At 47.2% G+C, this 18,566-nt stretch carries 18 protein-coding genes; 14 read left to right on the forward strand and 4 right to left on the reverse strand.

Annotated elements, in window-relative coordinates:
• The first annotated feature begins 20 nt into the window (after positions 1–20).
• From ACMXI2_RS04240 to ACMXI2_RS04280, 9 genes are all read left to right on the forward strand, one after another.
• On the forward strand, positions 21–1,244 hold the full coding sequence (locus ACMXI2_RS04240; RefSeq protein ID WP_483780465.1) for a DUF6807 domain-containing protein: 1,224 nt from the start codon (positions 21–23) through the stop codon (positions 1,242–1,244).
• Between the two features lie 139 nt (positions 1,245–1,383).
• Entirely contained in the window at positions 1,384–1,527 is a 144-nt protein-coding gene (locus ACMXI2_RS04245) for a hypothetical protein (RefSeq protein ID WP_483780466.1), read from the forward strand.
• Between the two features lie 20 nt (positions 1,528–1,547).
• Positions 1,548–2,075, forward strand: coding sequence for a hypothetical protein (locus ACMXI2_RS04250; protein ID WP_483780467.1), 528 nt, complete (start codon positions 1,548–1,550; stop codon positions 2,073–2,075).
• Positions 2,076–2,089: 14 nt separating this feature from the next.
• On the forward strand, positions 2,090–3,100 hold the full coding sequence (locus tag ACMXI2_RS04255; protein ID WP_483780468.1) for a DUF3137 domain-containing protein: 1,011 nt from the start codon (positions 2,090–2,092) through the stop codon (positions 3,098–3,100).
• Positions 3,101–3,471: 371 nt separating this feature from the next.
• Positions 3,472–5,913 carry an AAA family ATPase gene (locus tag ACMXI2_RS04260; RefSeq protein ID WP_483780469.1) on the forward strand — a complete coding sequence of 814 codons (2,442 nt, stop codon included), beginning with the start codon at positions 3,472–3,474 and terminating at the stop codon, positions 5,911–5,913.
• Positions 5,914–5,949: 36 nt separating this feature from the next.
• Positions 5,950–6,396 carry a hypothetical protein gene (locus tag ACMXI2_RS04265; protein ID WP_483780470.1) on the forward strand — a complete coding sequence of 149 codons (447 nt, stop codon included), beginning with the start codon at positions 5,950–5,952 and terminating at the stop codon, positions 6,394–6,396.
• A gap of 38 nt (positions 6,397–6,434) precedes the next feature.
• A complete protein-coding gene (locus ACMXI2_RS04270; protein WP_483780471.1) occupies positions 6,435–7,805 on the forward strand; it encodes a DUF5458 family protein in 1,371 nt (456 codons plus the stop codon).
• Positions 7,806–7,921: 116 nt separating this feature from the next.
• The gene (locus ACMXI2_RS04275) at positions 7,922–8,821 is read left to right on the forward strand and encodes a hypothetical protein (RefSeq protein ID WP_483780472.1); all 900 of its coding nucleotides are present in this window, start codon (positions 7,922–7,924) and stop codon (positions 8,819–8,821) included.
• 9 nt (positions 8,822–8,830) lie between these two features.
• A complete protein-coding gene (locus tag ACMXI2_RS04280) occupies positions 8,831–9,931 on the forward strand; it encodes a lytic transglycosylase domain-containing protein (RefSeq protein ID WP_483780473.1) in 1,101 nt (366 codons plus the stop codon).
• On the opposite strand, the gene ACMXI2_RS04285 is transcribed toward ACMXI2_RS04280, so the two are convergent.
• The 3 genes from ACMXI2_RS04285 to ACMXI2_RS04295 are packed head-to-tail and all read right to left on the reverse strand — an operon-like array spanning position 9,912 to position 13,258.
• Entirely contained in the window at positions 9,912–11,738 is a 1,827-nt protein-coding gene (locus ACMXI2_RS04285) for a hypothetical protein (protein ID WP_483780474.1), read from the reverse strand. The two genes, ACMXI2_RS04280 and ACMXI2_RS04285, sit on opposite strands and share 20 nt — an antisense overlap.
• 23 nt (positions 11,739–11,761) lie before the next feature.
• Positions 11,762–12,193 carry a GPW/gp25 family protein gene (locus ACMXI2_RS04290; protein ID WP_483780475.1) on the reverse strand — a complete coding sequence of 144 codons (432 nt, stop codon included), beginning with the start codon at positions 12,191–12,193 and terminating at the stop codon, positions 11,762–11,764.
• 9 nt (positions 12,194–12,202) lie between these two features.
• Positions 12,203–13,258, reverse strand: coding sequence for a PKD domain-containing protein (locus tag ACMXI2_RS04295; RefSeq protein WP_483780476.1), 1,056 nt, complete (start codon positions 13,256–13,258; stop codon positions 12,203–12,205).
• 232 nt (positions 13,259–13,490) lie between these two features.
• Here ACMXI2_RS04295 and ACMXI2_RS04300 point away from each other — a divergent pair, with 232 nt between their 5' ends.
• The 5 genes from ACMXI2_RS04300 to tssD all read left to right on the forward strand — a co-directional run bounded on the left by ACMXI2_RS04300 (position 13,491) and on the right by tssD (position 17,802).
• Positions 13,491–14,453, forward strand: a complete 963-nt coding sequence (locus ACMXI2_RS04300; protein ID WP_483780477.1) for a type VI secretion system baseplate subunit TssG — start codon at positions 13,491–13,493, stop codon at positions 14,451–14,453.
• A gap of 110 nt (positions 14,454–14,563) precedes the next feature.
• The gene (locus ACMXI2_RS04305; RefSeq protein ID WP_483780478.1) at positions 14,564–15,418 is read left to right on the forward strand and encodes a TssN family type VI secretion system protein; all 855 of its coding nucleotides are present in this window, start codon (positions 14,564–14,566) and stop codon (positions 15,416–15,418) included.
• Positions 15,419–15,428: 10 nt separating this feature from the next.
• Positions 15,429–16,604 (forward strand): hypothetical protein, encoded by a 1,176-nt coding sequence (locus tag ACMXI2_RS04310; RefSeq protein WP_483780479.1) that lies wholly within the window; start codon positions 15,429–15,431, stop codon positions 16,602–16,604.
• Between the two features lie 133 nt (positions 16,605–16,737).
• Positions 16,738–17,262: a type VI secretion system TssO gene (gene tssO / locus ACMXI2_RS04315; RefSeq protein ID WP_079468772.1), complete on the forward strand. Its 525-nt coding sequence runs from the start codon at positions 16,738–16,740 to the stop codon at positions 17,260–17,262.
• 153 nt (positions 17,263–17,415) lie between these two features.
• The gene (gene tssD, locus ACMXI2_RS04320) at positions 17,416–17,802 is read left to right on the forward strand and encodes a type VI secretion system tube protein TssD (protein WP_079468771.1); all 387 of its coding nucleotides are present in this window, start codon (positions 17,416–17,418) and stop codon (positions 17,800–17,802) included.
• A 289-nt stretch (positions 17,803–18,091) separates the two neighbouring features.
• Here the strand turns inward: tssD and ACMXI2_RS04325 are convergent, their stop codons facing one another.
• A complete protein-coding gene (locus ACMXI2_RS04325) occupies positions 18,092–18,538 on the reverse strand; it encodes a DoxX family protein (RefSeq protein WP_483780480.1) in 447 nt (148 codons plus the stop codon).
• Positions 18,539–18,566 lie beyond the last annotated feature (28 nt).

Genomic DNA, 18,566 nt, shown 5'->3' on the forward strand with positions numbered 1-18,566 from the left:
GGAATCTACCGGAGCGCTATATGAAAAAATTCCACCTGTTATCGTTACTATCTGTTTTCTTTTATACCGGCACTTATGCACAGGTAATAGCACACTTTACTGTAAAGACAGGGAAGCTGGATCGTTATAACAGTATTGTATATACGGGCGTTCCGTCGTCTGCCGCCGGTCCGGTAATGCTGGAAGAAGTAACCGGTAATAAACGTATACCCGTTGCAGTTAGCCGGCAGGCGGGGCAGCTGTGCTGGATCCTCACAGGAGCCACTGCAGCCGGTACAGAAAGAAAGTATGAACTGAGCAAAGGTAAAGGAACAGGCGATACCCTTATGAAAGCGCTTTGCCAGGATGGGCATGTACTGCTGGAACAATCCGCGCAACCTATCCTGCAGTATAATTTTAAAACGGTACCCGCGCCTGCGGGTGCAGATACCGTGTATAACCGCAACGCATTTATTCACCCGCTCTGGGCGCCCAATGGAGTAGTGCTCACCAACATCTTCCCCAACGCCGGTCACCGGCATCATATGGGCATCTGGAACCCGTGGACGCATACGCTTTTTGAAGGACGTGAAACTGATTTCTGGAATGTACAGAAGAAAGAAGGCAAGGTCCGCTTTGCTGGTAAAATGGAAACCTTTTCCGGAAATGTATGGTGCGGGTTCAGCGCCAGCCAGGATCATATCGCGCTGTTGAAAGATGGTACCGAAAAAACAGCCATTCATGAAACCTGGCTGATACAGGCATATCCTGCCACCAATAATGGCGCCCGCCGCCTGTGGGATTTTACTTCTACCTTTACACCAGCTACCCCCACCGGCATCACGCTGTTGCAATACCGCTATGGCGGCGGATTCGGATTAAGAACCACTGCCGATTTTACAGATAAAACCAGCCAGGTGCTTACTTCTGAAGGGAAAACACGCCGCGACGCCGACAGCACCCGCGCCCGCTGGGTGAAAATCTCCGGCGCCACTCCAAAAGGAAAGGCAGGACTGCTGATCATGAACTATCCGGATAATTTTGATTCTCCTGAACCGCTGCGTGTATGGCCCGAAAATGCGGAAGGCGGCGAACTGATGTTCAATTATACCCCCACCCGCATGAAACCGTGGCAGCTATATCCGGATGCCCGCTACCAACTGAAGTACCGGGTAATGGTGTATAATGATGATATCACCGCAGCAGAAGCAGAGGCAGCCTGGCAGGATTATGCGTATCCACCGGAAGTGATCACGGCGCCGTAATGTGTTTGTGAGTTATCTCTTTTTCATTTATTTTCGTAACGTGAGTGATTCGGTTTCAATTCGGTTAACCTCGGAGAAGCCATGTGAACGGCAGTTTTGATATCAGCCCTGTATTTAGTAACCCTTAACCATCATCCAAATGAGTAATTTAAATGAACCTGGTAAAGACGTGCGTACTGACAGTCCTGAAAGTATCTGGGCCCTGATGGCTGCCTATGGGCTGGTAGCGCTGGCAGGATTCTATCTTGCTATCAGTAATTACAGCAAACTGCGGGCAAAATAATTTTTTCAAAACCGTATCTGATGAATAATTTCTCCGAGCTGAGAACAACGCTGCTGGAAATCCATGAAAAAGATAAAAAGCAGACCATCACTGCCCTGATTACCGCAGAAGTATTGGCGGTAGTGGTGTTTGGTCTTATCGGCTACAGCATATTTGCCGGCAGAAGCACAGAAACGCCTACGGGTGTTCTTTTTATATTGCTGTTTATGCCGGTAGGCGTATTAATCCCCTATCTTTTTATGTTTGCACAGATCAAAAAACGGCCGGAGAAAATCAATGATTTTGTGAACCGTCTTGAACGAGGCGAATCAGTGAATAACGTGGACACCTATACGGATTATAAACTTACTTTGCCCCTGCGGATTATCAGGGTGCGTTTATTTCCTATGGAATATGCGCATATACAACTGGGACAAAGCCGGTCGTTTTTTAAACTGCCTTTGTCTGCAGAGAATGTGCAACCGTTTAAGGCGCTCATCAGCCAACCATTTACAGGCGATGTGGTGAACAGTATAGGCGGCACTTCTGCATACTGGTCCTCTAACTGATAACAGTATTTGTAATGAAAACACTGGAAGAATTCAATGCCTTCCTGGATCAGCAGCTCAGAGATGAAGTGGAGTTGCTGGAACAGCAGCGTATTACCGGCCGCAACTGGGTACGCCGGATGTGGATCACCTCCCTGGCGCCGTTTGTTATTTTTGTTTTTTTTATGGTGCGTTTTTCCCTGCAGCCCGCTTCCGGAAATGAAGGGAACAAAACGTTCATGATAGTTGCACTGGTACTGTTCGTTACCCTGGGCGGTTATGTAACACGCTATTTTATGATGAAACGGGGAGGGGTAAACGAAGCAACAGATTACCAGTCTGATTTTAAGAACAAGATTGTAAAACCACTGATCAGCTTCCTTCATCCGGGCTATCATTACCAGCCCCTCAATCATGCCAGCTACGAAGAATTTACAGAAAGCGGGCTGTTTGAAAAGAAAGCCTACCAGGTGACCGGTAATGACCAGGTGTATGGTAAACTGGGGGAGATGAATTTTCAGTTCTGCGACCTCACGGTGACGCATATGCCGGTTGTAACCGTACGCGGACAAGGACCGGATACCGTTTTCTGCGGCAGCTATTTTATCGCGCAATTTTCACGGTACTTCAGTACGCCGGTGTATGTGTTGTCGCGCAACAATAACGCTGCCGGCGACGGATATATCCAAACCTGGCATCTTGGAAAGAAAGTGTTACCGGCTGATACCGCTTTTAATAAACTATTCATGGTGTACGCTCCCGATGATGCGGCGGCACAGCAGCTGCTTACGCCGGCGTTGATGGAAAGGATTGTTGCGCTGCATGAACGAACTGCGGCAAAATTGTTTATTTCTTTTTATAATAACCGTGTTTACATAGGCATTGATCACGGAACGGATTATTTTGAAACTACCCTGAACAAGTCGTTACATAACCGGCAGATGCTGAATAATTTTTACCTCGATTTTACGTCTATGTTACAACTGGCTGAAGATCTGAAAAGTCATCTGCCTATCTGGACCTCCCGTTCGTTTTCCCCGTCATGAAAAATCCGGATGAGCATGCCTGGCGTTTTTTTCTGGAGATATAAAGACCGCACGTTCCTTTTTAATTGGTAGACATCCTCCCTATATCCGCTGTTATTTTTTGAGGATTATTGATATTAGTAAAATATTAAATAATATTGTCTGACTATTGATGTTCTTTAGAACCCTCTACTGTATTGTGTTTGATGGGTTTCACTTACTGCGGTGGATAAGATATATATCCGGTACCGGTACGCGTAAAAAAAGAAAGCATTTTTTTCCGGAATGAATTCTATGTATATGTTTTCGCTGTATCTTTACTTTGCTTCCAAAAGAGGCAACCCGGTAATTGTAATTGTTAACTGAATTCTGAAAAACCTGGAATCATCCAAATGACCCTGTCAACCTTGACCATATTCGGCCCTGCATTGCAATCTGCTATTAGAATTGCAACAGCCATTGCAAAGGAGTATCACCATCCGCAGTTTACGCCTGCGCACTTATTGCGCGCCTGTTTGCATAAGGAAACAGGCCTGGCCCCTGCATTGCATCAAATGGACATTGATGTATACTACCTGGAAGAATGGGCGGAAGTGAGGCTGGATGAGATGCCCAGGGCATCGCGTATTCCGGATGAACCGGAGCCCGATGAAGCCGCAGCGGCAGTGTTGAATGAAGCCATCAGTATAGCACAGGATAACGACAGTGAACCGGATGCCTGGAGCCTGCTCATCGCTTTGTGTACACCGGGTGTAGGTTTTTCCTATGAACAACTCAAAACATTTCCATTCACACGCGACCAGCTCATAAGCGCCGGCAAAAAAGGAAAAGAAATCAATGCTGCCAATACCGCTGCACCGGGCGCTATTAAGCCCGGCGCATTGAAATATGTATATCGTATCACCGATCCGCAACTGCTGAAAACCTTTCACCCGGTAATCGGCCGCGACGGGGAAATCAGGGCAGTAACGGAAGTGCTTACACGTAAAGACCGCGCCAGCGTACTGATCATTGGTGAAGGCGGTGTAGGGAAAACTGCAATGGTAGAAGGACTGGCCCGCGTGATAGTACAGCAGCAGGTGCCGCTGCAGTTGCAATCCTCTGAAATTTACGCACTGGATTATGGCGCATTTATAGCAGGCGCCGCCTATAAAAGTGAACTGGAAGACCGTCTCCTCCAGATCATCCAGCAACTCAGGCAATCAGGCAGGCATATCCTCTTTATCGATAATCTTCACAGCCTGCTGGATAAACAATCCGGTACCGGCATGGCCAATGTGCTGAAAGCAGCGCTGGGTAAAGGAGAGATCATCCTGATTGGAACTACTACACCGGAAGGTTTCCGTAAACTTATTGAGCCGGACGCTATCCTGCGGCACCGTTTTGAAACAATCACACTGGCAGCGCCCGATGAAACACTGGCCGGAAAAATGGTAAATGCTGTGGTGCCGGTGTATGAAAACTTCTACCAGCTCACAGTTTCACCCGAAGGGATATACGAAGCCATCCGTTTGTCAAAACGTTACCTGAAGGAAAGAAGCCTGCCGGATAGCGCCGTAAACCTGCTGGACCGCACAATGGCCGCAGTCCGGGCGATGGAAGATACCAGCCAGCCGCTGTTGCAAACTTTACAGCAGGAATTTGCTGATCTAAATAGTAAGGAATCCTTACATGGAGCTGATCTTCATTGGTTTTACCGCCAAATGAAAGAAAGACTGGGTGTACTATTATCATCCCGTTTGCATACAGATACTGATCTTGATAAGATAACCGCTGTTCCGGAACTGCAATCTTCATTACAGCAATTGCTGGAGCAGCTGGAAACCATAGCCTCTACCCGGCAGGAGGAAGTAACGCCGGTGGATCTGGCCACCATGATTGCGGCCATTACAGGCATTCCCCTGGGGAAGGTGCAATCGCAGGAAAGGGAACGGCTGATCAATATGGAAGCGCAACTGCGCAGGCGGGTAGTAGGGCAGGACCATGCCCTTAAAGCGGTAGCAGATGCGATCCTGGAATCCCGTTCTGGCCTGAGCCGCCCCGGGCAACCAATAGGCTCCTTCTTTTTCCTGGGGCCAACAGGAACCGGTAAAACGGAACTGGCAAAATCACTGGCAGATTTTCTCTTCCAGGACGAACGCTCCATGATCCGTTTCGACATGTCGGAATTCAAGGAGGAACATGCCGCAGCGCTTTTATATGGCGCCCCTCCGGGATATGTGGGATATGAGGAAGGCGGACTACTGGTGAATAAAATACGGCAACAGCCCTACGCAGTGGTGTTATTTGATGAAATAGAAAAAGCGCATCCGTCTGTATTTGATATTTTTCTGCAGATCATGGACGAAGGGAAGCTGCACGACAGGCTGGGAAAAACAGGCGACTTCTCCAATGCATTGGTGCTGTTTACTTCCAACATAGGCAGTGAAGTCATTACCCGCTCCTTCCAGGAGGGCGTGATTCCAGCTTCCCAACAGCTGATGGAGTTAATGGCCCGCCACTTCCGGCCGGAGTTCCTGGGCAGGCTCACGGAGATCGTTCCCTTCGGACCTATCCAGTCTGCCAACGTAGAAAAGATCTTCGATATTCATTTACAGCATTTACTGCAACTGCTGGAGCAACAGCAGATCAGTTTTACCGTAACAACAGATGCCCGCCGGCACCTGGCACTGATGGGATATTCTCCCCAGTACGGCGCCCGGCCGCTGCGGGAAGTGATACGGGGACAATTACGGAAGCCATTGTCGAGAATGATCATCGACGGCAGCCTCCGGAAAGATATGACGGTAACACTGGATATAAAAAATGATCGGTTAGACTGGACAATAATTTGATGATTGTCAGATTCCAAAATTCTAAATTTATCTCAAATGAATGACAACTACGGAATTGGCGGCACAGAAGTGAAGCTGGACGCCAACGAAGCCATTGCGGAAATTTCGCACAACCGTACCTTGTTTGCTGAAAAGTTAACCCAGCAGGCGCCTGTTAAACCGGAAATAGTAGAAGGGCTTACTTCCGTAGAAGGGGTGTTTGAACACTTCAAACCGGCAGTGAATGTAAGTTTCCATGATGCGCAAGGTAGCCCTGTGCCGGAAAAACTACAGTTCCACCACCTGGGCGATTTCGGCGTAAAAGGTATCACCGCACAAAGTGCTTTTCTGAACGACCTGACCACTGAAAAGGAACAGTACCTGAAAATTATGAAGCAGCTGAAAACGAATAAGATCCTGAAATCAGCCCTGGCAGATCCGGACGCCCGTAAAGCTATGCTGAACGCTGTTCGTGGAATGATGAAAGACCTTAATACCAAATAATTAACCGTTGCCTATACGGGAACATAACCTCAATGATTATGGCAGAATTACAGAAAAACGAGGAACTGCAGAATGAAAGCCTGTCTTCACAGCAATCTGAAGTAAACCTTGCCGGAAGTATTGAAGACCTGGCAAAGTATGGCGGCTTCGACCTGCTGGAAGCAGCTGTGGAAGGTGCGCAAAACCTGAACCCCGATCGTAAGGCGCGCCGCAATATCTTTTTGACCGAAGCCGGCAAAAAAACAGAAAGAGATAAATTAAAGAAAATACTGTCCCTCTGGGAAAAAGTATTGTCCGAAACAAACGAACTGCCTGAAATGGTGGACTACTGCACTTCCCATGCAGAAGAAGCGGAGAAGGTGCTGTCAGCTAACCTCGGGGAAGCAGTAGAAGCTACCCGCGAGCTGGAGCAGTCGTACCGCAACGTGGCCCTCTTCTTCAAAAATACAGAGTCCGACAAGGTGAAAAACGTATCCTTCATCAATGTGGAACTGGAGCAGCTCAAAGACCTGGATAACACCCGCTTTATTGACGCTATCAGTACCGAGCTGGTGGCCAATTACGATCGCCTGGATCTTCGTACCAACTACAGCCTGCTGGTGATTCCCGGCTACCTGGGCTCCAATAAGGTGATAGAGAAATGGGCAAAAATTGCGCATGAAAATAAGGCCATGCTGGTAACAGATTTCGCGCATCTCGACGCACCCGATGATGTAATGGAGATGTTTGAACTGGCGAATCTGACCGGTGGGGAAATTCATCGCTCCAATGTTATCATGTCCTGTAATTGGCTGGTTGGCCGCGGGAAATTTGATGAAGTGGGAGAGCAGGAACACCTGTATGTACCACCTTCCGGCGCACTGGCAGGTAAGATCTATAAAACCCTGATGTCGCAGGTGACCGCCGGTAAGAAATTCGGTGGTATGAACGAAGTGGACGGGGTGAAATTTGAACTGAAGAAAAGTGAAATCGCCAGCCTGGAAAAAATGGGACTGGTACCAATGGTGAAAGAATATGGAAAAGTAATGGCGTTCAGTGCCAAAACACTGTTCAACGGGGATAACCTGGGCCTGCAAACTTATTCCGTAGTACGTGTGTTCGACTTTGTTACCAAAGTGCTCATGGACTTCCTGAACCGCAGGGCCTTTGAAAACTTCAACGCCAACACCCGCAAGGACCTGATGAAACAGATCATCCGCTTCCTTGATGGGATTACCGGGCCGGATAAGCTGATCGAAGATTTTAATATCCGCCGTTTCGAGCAGGATCCGATACAGAAAGACCGTATCCACCTGGATATTCATCTGAAGCCTTATTTCCCTGCCAAAAACTTCCTGATCAAAATGGAGGGGCAAAGAGGCGATGATGCGGCAGATTGGGATACTACTTACGAACAGGATGGTAAATAGCCGTCAGCGGTCAGCTTTGGGGCTTACAGGTGTATTTGGGCGTAACCTCCCATCCCGGAGCTGATTGTTTTAACCCCGTAGATAAAATATCATAAGCATTAAAGTCAATTGAAACGATGAAACATGTGCTGTGCAGTTTGCTGCTTTGTTTGTTAATCACAGGCGCCTTGTCAACGGTAAGTGCCCAAAAGGGCACCGATAGTATTCTGACCACTAAAGGCGCTGTGACGCTGATCACTTCCGGTGCGCCTATCAGCACCTTCCAGATCGGCGACGGGAAAAACACCGACTACGATTACCGCGTCGTAGATGGTAACATGGTTTTTCTGCGCCCTATAACTCCCTCTCCCCGGCCTACCAACCTGATAGTGAGAGAAGGAGAAAATATCCATTACATGATTATTGCCTTCCAGGATAAAGTGGAACTGGCGCGCCTGAAATATACGTTATCGGGTAAAACCAAAACCACCGGCGCGTTTACCACACCCGAAACAGCGCCACAGGCGCCCCGTGCCGGCTATGGCGAAAGGGACGGACAAATCTCCCTGTCAGAAGTGCCCGAAGAAAGCGGACACCTGATCAGCGTAGATACCGTAACAGTAGGCAAAATTGCGGAAGACTTCGGGAAAGACCGTAAAGTGAGCCGCCAGTATGAAGTGAAAGTGGAAAACGTGAGCGTAGGATATGCACAGGCCATGACACTGAACAACATGAACTACTTCTGTTTCCGTATCCGCAATAAAGGAAAGGTGCCCTTTGAAATAGTGAAGACCAGCCTGCTGCACAAGGAAAAGAAAGATACTGCCCTGCTACATGCGATGCCTATCCTCTATAAAAAAGGACCGGAAACCATAGCGCCAAAAGAAGAGGCCAATGAAGTATTCGTAGTGCCTTCCAAACAATTCCGGAAGGAAGATGAAGTGATCATTGTGCTGCAAACCACCGAAGGAAAACAACAGCTGGTATTGTATGTGCCGGTAACCGTATTCCCGAAATACATGCTGGCGAAGCAATAGAGAAACCAAATGAAGAAACAGGTTGTTCTGATAGGAATACTGCTGTTGCTGTTGCCGCGTTACACCACGGCCCAGCAGGTGGATTTCTGTGGTGAGGTGGTGCCAATGGAAAGAGATTTTGTTTCTTACCGCCTCATGGATGTAATTAAACGCAACCTGCGCTACCAGGGATACCTGCCGGCACTGCGGCTGAAAGCGGAACAATATTTCCCGGTGATAGAACCCATATTGCAACAATACCAGGTACCACTGGATTTCAAATACCTGCCTATTGTGGAAAGCGGATTAAGTAATGCCACCTCGCCTGTTGGCGCACAAGGCGTGTGGCAGATCATGCCCGGTACTGCTGCTGAACTGGGATTAACCGTTAGCGCGGGCTACGACGAAAGGAATCATCTGATCAAAGCCACACACGCCGCCTGTAAACTGATACGGCTGCTTCACCAGCAGCTCAACTCCTGGACACTGGCCGCAGCAGCTTATAACGCCGGTTCGGGAAACATCTCCCGGAATATAAAACGCCAGGGGAGCAGTGATTACTACCAGCTACTGCTGAATAATGAAACGGCTCAGTATATCTACAAGATCATCGCTATAAAACAGCTTTTTGAAAGTCCCGAATTATACCTGCCGGGTTTTGGATACAATGTGTTCAGTAAAAATTCTGCTAACGGTTCCGTCTTCTCTACGCCCGCACCAGTAAGCAAAGCGGGCGACAAAGATTTTAATTCTATCCGGATCTCTGTAGGTAAACAGGCAGTTAGCCGGTCCGCAATGGTGATATACGCTGCCCGGCTGAAAATCAGCAAAGCCTTTGAAGATGGCCAGCTGATAAGTATCCAGCTATTGGACGACCTGCAGGCGAATGGAGTGTACATCCGCAAAAATGCGAGCCTCTCCGGCAAAGGCTGGATGGTGGGCAACCGGATCTATGTGGATCTTGGCTTTGAAAACGCCGTGGTGTTATACGCCGCGGATGGTAAAAAAGGAGTGCCCGCCAACTTACTAAAAACCGGCGGAGATGTACAGTTGCGTGGAAGAAGTGATAACAGGAGCGCCATTTCCGGGCTACCTTTACCGGCTGATGCATTTACATCAGCACTTCATTAATAAACACCCGGAATGGAAAAGTATTGCTGGATTTTTCTTCCAGCTGTAAAAGCAATTCCTCTTTCATGTATTGCAAATTGGCAGCAGGATAACGTTCGGTTTGCTGGAATAATGAAATACGGATATCAAGCGTACGGCTGTAGCCCGCATTCATACCGGGCTGCAGGGCCATCCCTTTAACAACTGCGGCCGATTTCATTTCTCTTCCGAAAATAGTACGGCAAAGCGCCTTGATATCTTCCGGGGTAACCACACGGTTATGCGACAGTAAATGGGAACGGTACAGGTTAATTTTCTCATCGATATTCAGCCTGTCTTTTCCTCCCTGCGTATTGCTCAGCAGTGTGATGCTGTTGGGACGGGCATTGATGCTGCCATATTCCAGCAGCCGCGTACCCATGCGGATGTTATTCGCAGCGGTGCCGTTGGTGGAATAGAATTCCAGGAAGATATATTCTGCATTTTCTTTGGGCTTAACCATCACATATGGAATATTTCCTTTGTTATTGCCGGGTTGCAGTTGTTCTTCCAGCGAGGCAATCAACTGATGTAGTTCCCGCATGCGGTTGGTAACAAAATCATTCTTTACTTCTTCAAATAAAGAGCTCTCGTCGCGGATCACTTCCACCAGGTAGGCAATCACTTCTTTGGCTTCGCGGGTATCAAAACGCCCGATGCCACTGCTGCGGATCACCAGTTCCCCTTCCTGCATTTGTCCGGCTGTAGAGAAGTTGCGCACATAATAGTCGGTTCCTTCCAGATCGTATACGCGTTTGATATCAAAGAAGATATCCGGTGTTTGCAGGGGAATGATATTCAGATAACGATTCAGTTTCATGGACTGCTCGTTATTTTTTTTGTTGATGACCGGAAAGCAGTTGATGCTGCAATACAGGTCTTCCAGCAGGGTGTGGTGCAGCGCTTCCGGAAACTCGATGCGCAACCAGTGTACTTCTTTGTTTAAGCGGGCGGTATCCTGACCGAAAATCCTGGTGAGGGCCTCCGGTGTGCGGGAGGCGAGAGGAGGTTGCGTATCCGTGATCGTAAGGAAGTGACGGCGGAAGCGTTGCAGGATATGCTGGCTGTAACGGGAGTTATTATTTACCGCCACCTGGATCATATTATCCGTTTCTTCCTCTGCCACGCTCCGGCTATGGTGATAGCCCCCTTTTATCATCAGTTCCCTGTTGCCGCTGAATACTTTTGCCAGCGGGAGATAGTGGTAAAACATTTCCTGCTGATGGATATTCCGCAGGTCAAAAAAGAGAGACATGCCTTCCCAGGAGTGCGGCACATCTTCCAGTGCAACGCCTATCCATAAATGATTCGGGGCCATATCAGGAAAAGCCTGGCCCTGCAATATCTGCTCTTTAAACCAGTGATCGCGGGTTTCGTACAGCTTATTGCCAATGGCCAGGTATTGCACTTGTCCGCGGAACAGGCGGTGACTGGTCACCGGCGCAAAAAACAGGTCGCGGTTATGCGTGCCTGATTTGGTATGATGATAAAACTGGTGATCGGCGTGAATATCGGCTACGGGTTCGGTGGCAATGGCGTGGAGGATGCCATAGGCAGGCTGACTGCTGGTAATTGGTTCCGGCATCATGATCTGTGCGAGCCGCTCTACCAGCCGGGCATGTGAAACATCCACTTCTCCTGAAATTTTCTCCAGCTCGCTGGCGCAGGCTTCCAGCAGCAGTTGTACCACCGGGTCAAAAGAAGTTTCCACTTCCGCATCCGGATATCCCCATAGACGTGCAGCTGTTTTCAGCATGCGGTCTTTTATTCTTTCTTTTTTTTCTTTCATGAGAGCGGTTAATAAACAAGTAATCAATCGTACGACAACGGGCTGATGTAAAAGAAGCTGCTGTACTGGAACGGATGATTGTTTTTGGTGATGTTTCCTGAAACGGTTACCCTGATTTTCTTTTTCATCTTACGGGTAGATGGCAGTAACAACTCTTCCTGGTTTACAGCGGCCACTACCCTTATTTGTGAAATCCGTTTTTCATACCGGGTAATGGATGCTTTAACCGCATTTTCTATCTGTTCCTTTACTTCGTTATTGGAAGCTTTGATGTCAAAGTCGCTGTCCCACCATTGGCAGCCGTAATTGGGATCATCTTTATTTTCCCCCAGTACGGTGGTGATAAGCAGGTGGATATGCTGTGCGATAGAGTCTTCCAGCGAAATGGCCGGCATGTCTTTTTTCTGCAGCAGCTGCGAAAAGTCGATGGGTAATTGATAATATTTTCCTTTCATGATATCAGCTTAAAATATGCCCAGCACTTTTTTGCGGTCGTACATGATGAGAATTTCCTTTACACATCCTTTCTCGTCTTTCGCCAGGTTTACTCTTTCGATCTTGAACTTTTTCTTTCCATAAATCCGTTGGCAGAAGTGGGTGAAGTTATCCACGTCGTTGGTATTGAGCACTACTCTTGCGTTGAGGTTATTGCAGAGGTATTGTGCGAAGTCGTTAGCGGTTTTTTGTTTCAGCGTCACCTGGGTGAGCATGTATTTAAATTCATCATCGGAGATAGTAGGCCGCGGGTCTTCTTTCTTTACCGGTGCTTCCGGTGTTGGTGCGGGCAATGGTACCGGGTTAAAAGCCGGTTCAGGCTGTTCTTCGTGTTCCGGGGCTCTTGCAGGGAAAACGGTGATATGTTTTAACACCATATGGGTGCTGTCGCCGTTGATGATCAGTGACAGGGTTCTTTCACCGGGAGAGGAGAAAGTATAGGTAACAGAAGACCCGCCATGTGGTTCTGCATTATCCTGCAACAGGCGCCAGGTCCAGCTTTTGGCGGCTGGCGTGGAGTTGGTGAAGGTAACTGGTCTGCCTGCAAAAGCTTCAGCGGGGCCATCAATAACCGGGAAGACATCGGGCTGACTGCTGGTGGCGGCTGGTGTATTCATGATCACCAGTACTTCTTTGCGCCAGGTGCATTTGCCGGAAGTGAGGGTGATCATATAGCTGCCGGCCTTATTGAAAGAGTGATATACCTGTCTGCCGGTGGCTCTGGCGCTGGAATCGCCGAATTCCCAGGAATAGTCTGCATTTTTTTTATCAGCGCTTTCTGCATTAAAAGTGATCACTTCTCCTACGGCATATGCTTTACTGTTACTATTTTGAATATGACTGAGTTTTATATCTGTATTACTGCAATCTTCCCGGCCATCGAGCTGAAAAGCCAGCAGCACAACACTGATGAGGAACAGGCCCAGGAAGGTCCACAGTACCATCGGGTCAACATGACTGGCAATTTTTCCAAAGGGTCTGAATGAATTTACCTTGCGTTCATTTTCGGGTTTACGGGGGGCCATCGGTTTTTCAGGTTTTTACAATTTTAGTGTTTTTTTTAGATAAATTGCCAAAGATAAATGACCGTAGAAAAAATTTTTTCCCGGTTCAAAATTTAAGCCGTAATATTCATAATAATAAAATCAAACCGCTATTTTTGTTACTGGAGTTGTTAGCCCGGAACCATAGACGAAAGATAGTTATGCTAACAGTTTGCCGCTAATAGCAGAATCAGAGAAACCTAAATATGACCTCATGGTAAATAATGCGCAGAAGGCTGCCGTGCTGGAAGAAGTGATTGACCACGTCAATGCTTTACCATACGACATAAGAGCCGAGGTAGTGGTGGGGGAATTACTCGATAATCATGTGCGGGAGGAGGAAATAGTGGTGCAGTTGCAAAATGTGTTTACCCGTTCTTTTGCAACAGATATTACCGGGGTGAAGCTGGACGACAGCCAGCCCTATCAGCCGTTTATTAGTTTTTTCCTTTCGCGCGATGGTATTTACGACCGGCTGCCGCAGGGAATGTTTCATGAATTTAAGCAGGAGCCCTCTTCCAGGCAGAACGCCGTTGCCGAAATGGTGGTGCGGTATAAAAGGCAGCAGCAGCAGCAACAGCAGGCGCGCCGCTTTTTTCAGCCCCTGGAAAATGAGTTCTTCCTGCAACGTGTATACCTGGAACAACGCGAAAAGCACCTGTTGTTTGATGTATTCGGCAAGGATACGGACCAGTTGTTTCATGAATTCTGGGAATTGCCCCCGGGGCTTCCTGATGCCGCAGTGAACAGGCTGGTAAAGCTATTACCATATGTTCACCGGATAGCAGGTAACATGACCCTGGTTAAACTTTGCCTGGAACAGGTACTGGAAGAAACGGTAACGATCAGCTGGCAACGCCGGCCGCAGATGGTTAGCACCGGGAACAGTGTTCCGCTGGGCGAATGTATGCTTGGGGTAGATGCAATGGTGGGGACAACGTGCTATACAGATATGCCGGTGATAACGGTGAGCATCGGCCCGGTAAAACGCCAACGGATATACGATTACCTGCCCTGGCAACCTTATGGGAAGCTACTGGAAACCTGCTATGGCTACCTGTTTCCGGCGGATGTGGAAATTAATACCCTGCTGGTGCCTTCTTCCGCGGAAAAAAAAGTAATCCTGTCCGACAAGCAACCTGAGCAGGGGATTATGGGTTATAATTTTTTTCTCTGAAAACAGCTGGCAGCAGCTTACATGGAATCATTTTTGCTATTAACGACCATCTGAAAAAACCTGAAATGTTAGTACCCAAACCCGAAAAACCTTGACATACCAACAGAACTATGAGATACACCGCTAAGTTTTATATCATGCTGGCCGGCGCCCTGGCTATAGGCTCCTTTATAGTGGCTCTGCTCAGCAGGTACATCAAAAATTTCAGTCTTTATAAGAAGAAAGCACTGCTGTATTTAGTGTGTATGACGCTGGTATTTGCTGTAATCAGTTCCATTCCTTTCCTGTTTACCCACCAGAATCTCATGAACCAGTATCTTTTTTATGAAGTATGGTTCCTGGGATTAGGTGTAGTGCATTGTCACTTTATGTATACCCGCTTCTGGGCCAACGAAACCACCCTGGTATCTGAACTGGCTTTTATATTGGCGATCTGGTTATTTGGCGGCGCCGGATTTGTACTGGTAAACCGCTTCCTGGACAAGGACACGTTTCTTTATTACCCGATGCTCACCAGCATGTTTTCTTTTGTACTGCCCACCTTTGTTTATAAAACTTTTGAAAAGATGATGACCATCCCGGTAAAGGTGCATAAGTGGTGGCAATATCCTGTTTATAAAGATGTACCGGAAGTGAATGAAGAAGAAATGAAAGACCTGATTGTTATTGGCCTGGAAATGGAAAAGGGGCCGCATGACAACAGCCGTACTTACTTCCGGGCACGTACACCCATCAAGATGGATCTGGGCGACCTGTTCTATCATTTTATCAATGATTACAATGATCGCTATCCCAATACCCCGATTGATTTTGTGGATCACGCCGGGCAGCCATATGGCTGGGTTTTTCACCTGAAACCGCGTTGGTTTGGAAGCGCCAAAACACTGGACCCTAATAAGGCCGTGTTTATGAATGGTATTAAAGAAAACAGCGTGATTATTTGCAACAGAATTATGTTATCGTAAAAGCAGTATTATGGCAGAACCGCTAAAGCATTTTCCCGTTAACTGGGTGGATGGTATGAAGATAAAAAAGCAGCATTTTATAGATACGGAAAATGCTTTGCTGGACCAGCTCAGGGATGCCTTGGCGTGCAGTATCCATGCACTTAATTATGGACTGCTGCCACCCAAAGCAGAAAATAAAGAATCGCTGCGTTGCTGGTTTGTAAGCGACAACCAGCAGCAGTGGAGGATCAAGCTAACAGAATGCCGCGCGGTAACCCCCGGTGGTGGCCGTATTGAGATCCCTGAACATACTGTGCATTCATTGAAGTATGCCACCACTTTTCCCGAGGCCACTTACACCTGGGACCCGCAGCATACAGAAAACACCTACTACATACTAATACAGGTAAATCCCTTTAACAGGCAACCCAGCGGAGAGCCTTTGCTGGATGAAGATCCGCCAAGATTACCTTATGCTACACCGGAATACAGCCTCTATGTGGCGCCGGCGTCGCAGCTGCCCTCCGGGCAGTTGGGCAGCTACCAGATGGTGCTGGGCCGCATCAGCGTGTCTGATGGTCGTCCCCAGATGGATGACGATTATATTCCACCCTGCAGTATCGTTAGCGCACATCCTGCGCTGATAGATCTCTTTCATGAACTGGATCAGTTCCTCGGACAAATGGAATTATACGGCGTGCATATTGTGCAGAAGATCTATGGCAGAAACCAGCAGAATGACCTGGCGCTTGTAGTATTGTATATCACCGAAAAAATGGTACAGTTCCTCGGCACGAGGATCACACAGTTCAGGTGGCTGGCATTGCAGCAACCACCGGCTCAGATGCTGGAAATTATTGCGGGCCTGGCCCGTACTATGAAAAACGCTATTGATCAGCGTGCCGGCGCAGGTAAAGAGGAACTGCTGAACTATTTGTCCGAATGGTGCGAGCTGCGTCAGGGAGAACTGGAAGCACTCATGATCAACTGCGCTAACATCAAGTATAAACACCTCGATGTAAGAGAGTGCCTGCAACCGATGATTCCTTTTGTAAGGGCCGTGAATAAACTGTTTGAAAGCCTGAGCAGACTGGATTATATCGGACGCAAGCAGGACGGCAATATTTTTGTAAAAGAAGAATCACAGGAAGATGCAGAATACCTGCGGAAACATAAAACCAAACGCTGGTTTTTCACAGACTAATTAATATGGTTATTGCAGTAGTATAACGGCTATCACCAAACGTGTAGGCCGGCTGCCATAACACTATATGTTTCAACAGGAATTCAGCTGATAAATCAACAAGATAATTTCCATAAAAAAAACGATCCGCAATATGCAAGTATTAAACAGGCAGGAAAGAAATGTTTCCTTTATTTGGTTCCTGTTATTTTTCATCATAACAGTCGCTTTATTTGTATTGGCTGTATTCTTTAATTACCAGGTGCCTGCCAGGGAAAACGCATCCCTGCGGAAGGAATTAACTTCATTCAGGGAAGAGCAGGCATTCCAGTCGGAGTTCCTGCAAAAGCTGGATAAGGTAAAACATAACCTCGATTCTATTAACCTCCCTAACCAGAACGCGAATTATATGGATCAGGTGATTGCCGCATCCCTGGCGGATATGCGCAACTCTATTCCAAAAAACGCGGTAACGCATTATGGCCTTTATGATAACATTGTGCAGAACTGTTTATCGTTGCAACAAACAAAACAACAGCTCCGCGAACTACAGAATGCACAACAGAATATTGCAGGTTTGAAAGAGCAGGTAGCCGACCTGAATGCGAAGCTGGAAAGTAAGAGCAGGGACCTTGATAATTGCAGGCAAATGATGTTGTTAAACAGCCGCGCTCACTAACTTTGAGAAGGGTATTAATCCGGTAAATATTGGAATAATAATTATTTGTTAGGACTCTTGACTATTGAAATTTTCATCCTATATTTGGTACTTATAATTCATAAATAAATCCTAATTATTTTTCTTTATTGTAACCTTAAAAATTAACCCAACATGTCATTCAAAGCCAAATTTGAAGCCGGCGGTAACGAGTACAATGTACAGCATGTCGCCTACGATCTCACTCAGGAAGTAGATGCAACCGGTCGCCCTTCAGCCATTACGCGTGGCGGACGTATTAAGCTGACCGTAGAATCTACCGGAAAAACAGATCTCTTTGAGTGGATGGTAAACAACTTTGAAAGAAAAGATGGTACCATTACCTTTTACAAAAGAGACACTGATTCCAAACTGAAAACCCTTGAATTTAAAGAAGGGTATCTGGTAAAGTTTGAAGAGTCTTTTGACTACGAAAACAAAAACCCAATGGTAATTTCCTTTACCATTTCGGCCCGTGAAGTTAGCATGGGTAATGCAAAACATGTTAATGAGTGGGTATAAAAACTCCTTACATTATGCAGAAAGGGCTGTTACCTTCCGGTAACAGCCCTTTTTTGTGCGGGCAAAAGCTCCGCATGAAATCCTTTTATGAAAAACTAATCCATTCACCTTGTTCAGGGATAATCGCCGACAACTGTTCGGCGACAACAGCTTCCCTCAGCGCTTCCCTACTGAGGAAGCAGTATTAATAGCGCCCATATGCACCGCTATTACTTTCGGCTGCGTGGCATGGCGGATGGTTTTAATAACGTCTGCCGCGGTTTTTTATGGCATGGTATAAAGTTATTGATTAATTGATGGCCCACCATATCCATAAAATATAAACAGGTTGAAATAATAAGCGGCTCCATATGTACCAGGGTTTGGAGGGTAATCCACCAGGCGCCGGTAAGTTCAGCACCGCCACGCGGATGTTGGCAGGAAACATGGCTACCAGGAGTATTATTAATCCCCATCCGGCGTAATATTGTGTATCGGGAAACAGCAAACCAGTGCCCAGCAGTATTTCCAGCGCCCCGGTAAACAGCACCATGAATAACGGGTACGGAATCATTCCTTCGATCATATAAGTAAGCTTGCGTGGTTTGAGCAGATGCGTAAACCCTATCAGGAGAAATATAACGGCAGCGGATATACGGGCATCCACAGGGAGTTGCTGTAGCAGCGGAATCTGGAAGATATAACCAATCGCCAGTAATAAGAGGGCAATACTGCATAACCCGGAAAAGAAAGCCATTTGTATATTTTTTAGGACTCAAAGATCC

The sequence above is a fragment of the Chitinophaga sp. G7 BAM 1005 genome, from assembly GCF_057126945.1.

What these genes read in the sequence shown, in the direction of transcription:
- ACMXI2_RS04240 (WP_483780465.1), top strand. Translation starts at nt 21, where the DNA reads ATGAAAAAATTCCACCTGTTATCGTTACTATCTGTTTTCTTTTATACC.
- ACMXI2_RS04245 (WP_483780466.1), top strand. Translation starts at nt 1,384, where the DNA reads ATGAGTAATTTAAATGAACCTGGTAAAGACGTGCGTACTGACAGTCCT.
- ACMXI2_RS04250 (WP_483780467.1), top strand. Translation starts at nt 1,548, where the DNA reads ATGAATAATTTCTCCGAGCTGAGAACAACGCTGCTGGAAATCCATGAA.
- ACMXI2_RS04255 (WP_483780468.1), top strand. Translation starts at nt 2,090, where the DNA reads ATGAAAACACTGGAAGAATTCAATGCCTTCCTGGATCAGCAGCTCAGA.
- ACMXI2_RS04260 (WP_483780469.1), top strand. Translation starts at nt 3,472, where the DNA reads ATGACCCTGTCAACCTTGACCATATTCGGCCCTGCATTGCAATCTGCT.
- ACMXI2_RS04265 (WP_483780470.1), top strand. Translation starts at nt 5,950, where the DNA reads ATGAATGACAACTACGGAATTGGCGGCACAGAAGTGAAGCTGGACGCC.
- ACMXI2_RS04270 (WP_483780471.1), top strand. Translation starts at nt 6,435, where the DNA reads ATGGCAGAATTACAGAAAAACGAGGAACTGCAGAATGAAAGCCTGTCT.
- ACMXI2_RS04275 (WP_483780472.1), top strand. Translation starts at nt 7,922, where the DNA reads ATGAAACATGTGCTGTGCAGTTTGCTGCTTTGTTTGTTAATCACAGGC.
- ACMXI2_RS04280 (WP_483780473.1), top strand. Translation starts at nt 8,831, where the DNA reads ATGAAGAAACAGGTTGTTCTGATAGGAATACTGCTGTTGCTGTTGCCG.
- ACMXI2_RS04285 (WP_483780474.1), bottom strand. Translation starts at nt 11,738, where the DNA reads ATGAAAGAAAAAAAAGAAAGAATAAAAGACCGCATGCTGAAAACAGCT.
- ACMXI2_RS04290 (WP_483780475.1), bottom strand. Translation starts at nt 12,193, where the DNA reads ATGAAAGGAAAATATTATCAATTACCCATCGACTTTTCGCAGCTGCTG.
- ACMXI2_RS04295 (WP_483780476.1), bottom strand. Translation starts at nt 13,258, where the DNA reads ATGGCCCCCCGTAAACCCGAAAATGAACGCAAGGTAAATTCATTCAGA.
- ACMXI2_RS04300 (WP_483780477.1), top strand. Translation starts at nt 13,491, where the DNA reads ATGGTAAATAATGCGCAGAAGGCTGCCGTGCTGGAAGAAGTGATTGAC.
- ACMXI2_RS04305 (WP_483780478.1), top strand. Translation starts at nt 14,564, where the DNA reads ATGAGATACACCGCTAAGTTTTATATCATGCTGGCCGGCGCCCTGGCT.
- ACMXI2_RS04310 (WP_483780479.1), top strand. Translation starts at nt 15,429, where the DNA reads ATGGCAGAACCGCTAAAGCATTTTCCCGTTAACTGGGTGGATGGTATG.
- tssO (WP_079468772.1), top strand. Translation starts at nt 16,738, where the DNA reads ATGCAAGTATTAAACAGGCAGGAAAGAAATGTTTCCTTTATTTGGTTC.
- tssD (WP_079468771.1), top strand. Translation starts at nt 17,416, where the DNA reads ATGTCATTCAAAGCCAAATTTGAAGCCGGCGGTAACGAGTACAATGTA.
- ACMXI2_RS04325 (WP_483780480.1), bottom strand. Translation starts at nt 18,538, where the DNA reads ATGGCTTTCTTTTCCGGGTTATGCAGTATTGCCCTCTTATTACTGGCG.